The organism is Gammaproteobacteria bacterium, from assembly GCA_013001575.1.
Classification (GTDB): domain Bacteria; phylum Pseudomonadota; class Gammaproteobacteria; order Steroidobacterales; family JABDMI01; genus JABDMI01.
Map to the genome: position 1 here is coordinate 1 of JABDMI010000119.1, position 5,590 is coordinate 5,590.

A 5,590-nucleotide genomic window follows, 5' to 3' on the forward strand; every position below is an offset into this window, starting at 1 on the left:
ATGAACAAACCAAGAAATTCATGCAGGATTTTTTGCCCAAACGTGCCGTGATCCTTGAGCATTACCAAAGCCAACGACCAATCTTTGATCTGTATAACGTAGAAGAAGAAATTTCCAAAGCACTGGAACGCAAGGTGCATTTGAAATCCGGCGGCTACCTGATCATTGACCAGACCGAGGCCATGACCACCATCGATGTGAATACCGGTGCCTTTGTGGGCTACCGCAGTCTGGAAGAGACAATTTTCAAAACCAATCTGGAAGCCGCTCAGGCAATCGCACATCAATTACGCTTACGTAATCTGGGCGGCATAATCATTCTCGATCTCATCGATATGGACTCGGCCTCACATCGTGAACAAGTGGTGAGTGTGTTGAAAACCAATCTGGATAAAGATTATGCTAAAACCCAGATCAGCGAACTGAGTTCTTTAGGCCTGATCGAAATGACCCGCAAGCGCACGCGAGAAAGTCTGGAACATATCCTGTGCACCAGTTGTCCTACGTGTGAAGGGCGGGGTTCCTTGCGTTCTCCCGAGACCAGTTGCTATGAGATTTTTCGAGAAGTGATACGCCAAAGTAAACAGTTTGAATCAAGAGAAATATTGATTCTTGCCGCGCCATCGGTTATTGATCATTTACTCGATGAAGAATCCGCAAGTCTTGCCGAACTCGAAGGGTTTGTGAATATTCCCATCCGCTTACAGGTTGAATCCTTGTACAAACCCGATCAATACGATGTGGTTCCGTTGTAATCGTTAACCCGGACTCTATGAGCGCAGAACAAACAACTGAAATGCCAGGTACACGCCGTCGCCGACGCAAGCGCGGTGATCGCAGACGCTCAAAACCAAGCCTGGTGCAGCGTATATACAGGATCTTTCTGCTTTTATTTTTAGTGGTTATTGTATTGATGGCGTTAATTGTTGGTATGGGCCGTACCTATCTGGATGCTAATCCGCAATTAAAAACACAAATGACCGAGCGCATTAGCCAGCGACTCGGAATACCACTCTCAAGTGAAGACATCAGTGTTCGCTGGTTGTTTAGCGGCCCGGAACTAACGATTGAAAGTCTTAAGTTTCAGGACAATAAAGCCAACAAAAATATTCTCGAGTTCGAATCGGCCAGCATCATTCTCGACCTGCAACGTTTTCTTCGTACAAGAACCCTTGGGGTGTCTTCGGTACAACTGAATCAGAGTGAAGTGCTTATAGAGCGTAGGCAAGATCAGAGCTTGCATGTAAACAATCTCCCTTTGCAAGCTTTTTTGCACAGCTTCAGCAGCCCATCAAACAATCCAGGTACAGATTCAACCACGCCCAAAGGTGTTTTTAATCTCAAAAATATCAATCTGTATTATCGTGATCTGCTCACAGAGCAGGCATTGAGTCTGGAAAATATCGACTTGTCGATCGATAACAATGATCGTTTACTCGAAGTCCAGCTTAGCGCTGATTCTGAAGAGCTTGCCAGGTCTTTAAAACTTTCAGCTTCAACTCCAAACCCTGATCTACACGATAATTTAGAGTGGCGAATTCTTTTTGAGGCAGACGATCTGCGTGTGGCAGAGCTAATCAAGCAATGGCAATTTATCCGACCACTATTTCGTAAAGATAAGAACACAATTTTGGTGCCACGTGCAAACCCTATGCGCATCAATCGCGGCAATGGCAACGTGCGTGTGTGGCTGCAATTAACAGATAGCAAACTCCAGGCCCTGAATGGTACTGTCAAATTGAATGATGCTGTTTTCCAGCGTAGTAATACAGGAACAAAAAATTCTCTGGATTATTTTAATCTGCGTTTTTCTTATGAGAATGATGAAGAATTTATGCGCTTTAAGGCCGACCAACTGGATATGGCATCGGGTAACGGTATTTGGCCGGCAAATAATAATTTTCACATCAAGCTCGCAAAGCTTACGCATAATTCTTCCAGCAATTCAGCGATTCAAAGATCTTTCGAGACCTCATCCGACAACGATACTGCAAAAGACAACTCTGGCAACTCAAGTATTGTGAATGGTGAAAACAATACAGAGGAAAAATCAGAAAAGAGTAGATTAGATAGAATACGCACAGGCTTGCGCATGGCAGAAATTGAGGCTACATATTTGAATCTCGGCGATCTGGCACCCATTCTGGAAGTGTTGTATTTGCAATTTCCAAATCGTAATTCTTTGCCACGGCTTAACTGGAATCGAGTGCATGGTGAGATCAAAAATTTGCAAGCCTTTGCCCGGCAAGCACCTCAAGATCAACAAAATTTTCTAAGCTTAGAGACTCTAAATATAGATTTTAATGACCTGGCTGTTCCTGAAATTAATAACGGGCAGGGTATTTCAGGGCTCACAGGTAATTTCAGGTTTGCCGATAACAATGGCCTTCTTGAGCTCGCTTCCAATGCACTGGAATACAGCAATAACAACGTATTTAGCAAAGATCTGGTTTTTGATCAATTTGCAACTCAAGTAAATATTTCCCGCGATGAAAGATCCTGGGTCATACAAAGTGATTTGCTAGAAGCCGAGAATGCTGACCTTGCTGTCAATACGGATTTAAAAATTCAGTTAGCACCAGATCAGAGTTCCGTCCTGGATCTTAATGCCAACTTGCAACCAAAAGATGTAGATCGTCTGGTCAATTATTTTCCGGCCGAAAAAATGAGTCCCACGCTGATCGACTGGATTGACGAAGGTATGCAAGGTGGCAGGATTGAAACGGCCAAAATAAAATTTTCCGGTGCCTTGAAAGATTACCCGTTTCGCAATGACCAGGGCGAGTTTCGGGTGGATTTCAATGTGCGTGATCTTAATGTGCAATACGCGGCAGGCTGGCCCGGCGCACGATTACTGGATGCCGACATCAATTTCTTGAACGAGTCGATGAGTTTAAACGCCAAACGAGTGAGTTCCGGTGACATAGACGAGTTCCCATTAAAGGCAAGTTTTAATGATCTCAAGACCCGGATGCTGGATCTTAGTATCGAGACCTTGGTCGAACTGGAACAGTCAAAAGCCTGGATCAATGCTTCACCTCTGAAAAATACACTGGGTAAAAAACTGGAAAATATCAACATCCAGGGGCCGGCCGATAGCAAACTGGTTCTGCGTTTACCGATTAACGACCCTGCGAAATTAAAACTTGAAGGAAGTCTTGGCTTTAGTGGTAATACTTTCCAATTGTCAGCGTTTAAGCAAGGCTTCAGTAATTTACGTGGCGTACTTAACTACAATAAAGAATCTGTCTTCAGTGATGAGCTACTAGCAGAGTATGGCGGTCAAGCATTAAAGGCCCGCATTATTAACGAGCAAGATGAAACTCTGGTAGTGGTCAATACGGTCGCCGAACTGGATACCTTCATGAGTCCCGCCTACCGTGAGTATATAAGTGGCAATTCCAGTCTGGATGCGGAAATTCGTTTTGTGAAAGGGCAAGATGGAATTCAGGATATTAAGTTGCGCAGTAATCTTCTTGGCACCGGCCTTTCCTTGCCGGCCCCGTTTACCAAACGTCAAGATACTATTCTGCCCCTGAATCTGGATATTGATATCAAGGCCGGCGCTGGTGACGCACGCGACGTGATGTTCATTCGTGGCAACATTGGCAGCACTGAATTGCTATCACGCATGCAGGCCGTTTCCAAAGCACCGGACACTCCCTGGGGTCTGTATTCGATGGCATTGGTCGGGGGCAAGAATGTTGCCTTGTTTAATGAGATCGATACCAATCAGGCACGCATTCAAGTGCTGGGTAAATTCTCACATGTGGATATGGATGAGTGGTTTGCGTTTATTAATGAAGACCGCGAGTCACATGCAGATGAAGGTCTTGAGATCGGGGTCATAGACGTCAATCTGGATCAGCTGGAAGCCGTCGGTCAAAGTTTTGCCAATGTAAATCTGGTCTTGAATCCACAAGATTCAGCCTGGGAAGCTAAGATCAGTAATCAACTGGTTGAAGGGGAAGTGAATTTTCCAAGGCCCTGGAACGACGAGGCTTTGATCACAGCAAACTTTAGTAAATATTATTTCAAGTTGCCGCCCAAGTCGAACGAAGAGATCGAGCTCGATCCTCGCGAGATACCGAATGTCGAAGTAAGCATCGAAGACTTCAAGTTTGAAGATCTGGCCTTGGGTAATGCAAGTTTCAAAGTGCAACGCGAGAAGAATGGATCCAAACTCCAGGCATTTAACATCAAGCGCGACAGTTTTTCCGTGAATGGCAGTGGCGGCTGGTATGTAACCAATGAAGGTGAGACTACATTGCTGAATGCTGATATTTCCAGTACCGATCTTGCAGAAACCCTGTCACAATTTGGGTATGCGCCTTTGGCTCAGGCACGCCAGTCAAACGTGATGCTCGAACTGAATTGGCCGGGTAACCCGGTAGAAGATATTTTGCAAACCCTGTCGGGTGAAATTTCGTTTAAATTGCTGAACGGTGAATTACGCGATGTGGAACCTGGAGCCGGTCGCTTCTTGGCATTGTTAAGTATCGCGCAACTACCGAAACGATTGTCACTGGACTTTCGTGATGTGTTTAACGCAGGCCTGCAATATGATGAATTAAGTGCCGATTTCCTGTTGCATAACGGACAAGCCTATACCAACAATATGCTCATGCGCGGACCGGTGGCGGATCTCGGGGTGATTGGACGCGTTGGACTGGCCACACGTGATTTTGACCAGGCCGCAGTGGTGCAAGCCGATCTGGGTTCGAGTTTGCCGATTGCCGGCGCACTGGCCGGGGGTCTCGGGGTTGGGGCTGCGATGTTACTGTTTTCGGAGATCTTCAAAAACCCCTTAAAGCAAGCCACCCAGGTGTTTTATAAAATTGACGGCAACTGGAACGATCCCAAAATTGAGCGAACCCCGCCATCCAAACTGAAAGAAGTGCCGGTCGCACCGCGCTGATTTCAATCGAGCATCTAAAATTCCCGATTTTTTGTGCGTGTTGCAAGGCGGAATTGTTAGAATGCATCCCTTGCTTTTTTTGAATTAACCAGAGCCAATTTATGAGCCAGTCCTTTACCAAGCTGTCCAGTACCAATAATGCATTGCGTGAACCGGGTGAGCTGTTAACAACCGCCGAAGAAATGATCCTGGCGCCGGCCAGTTTATCCATTTCACAACTGGATAATATTTTAGGTGAAATGCGCAGTGGCCTAGCCAGTGATGCCGACATCTATTTGCAATACAAACGCGGTGAATCCTGGTCACTGGATGACGGTATTGTGCGTGATGGCTCTCACAATATTCAAGCCGGTGCTGGCTTACGGGTGGTCAGTGGGGATAAATCCGGGTTTGCCTACGCCGACGATATTAGTGCAAATACGCTGCGACGCTCAGCCGCAATTGCCCGGGCTATTACCCGGCAAGGTCAAAGCGCGCAACTTAAGATTGAACATCGGCAGTCACATTCCGCTGCAATCACAACAAGTTTGTATCCGGCCTTGAATCCACTGGATTCCTTAAGCGATGACGACAAAGTGGCCTTGTTGCAAAAGATCGATCAACTGGCTCGCGCCAAAGATTCGCGGGTACAACAAGTGAATGCCACATTGGCGGGTAGCTATGAAGTGGTGA

Annotated in this window: 3 protein-coding genes; all 3 read left to right on the forward strand. The window is 46.1% G+C overall.

Translation table 11 applies throughout. The annotated features are described in order from the left end of the window. The coding region (locus HKN88_09450) for an Rne/Rng family ribonuclease (GenBank protein ID NNC98281.1) at positions 1-755 on the forward strand (755 nt) is incomplete at its 5' end. Positions 756-772: 17 nt separating this feature from the next. Then, on the forward strand, positions 773-4,918 hold the full coding sequence (locus tag HKN88_09455; protein ID NNC98282.1) for a TIGR02099 family protein: 4,146 nt from the start codon (positions 773-775) through the stop codon (positions 4,916-4,918). Between the two features lie 101 nt (positions 4,919-5,019). Next, the coding region (gene tldD / locus HKN88_09460; GenBank protein NNC98283.1) for a metalloprotease TldD at positions 5,020-5,590 on the forward strand (571 nt) is incomplete at its 3' end.

Coding starts and splice junctions, on each gene's coding strand:
- HKN88_09455 (NNC98282.1), top strand. CDS start 773: ATGAGCGCAGAACAAACAACTGAAATGCCAGGTACACGCCGTCGCCGA.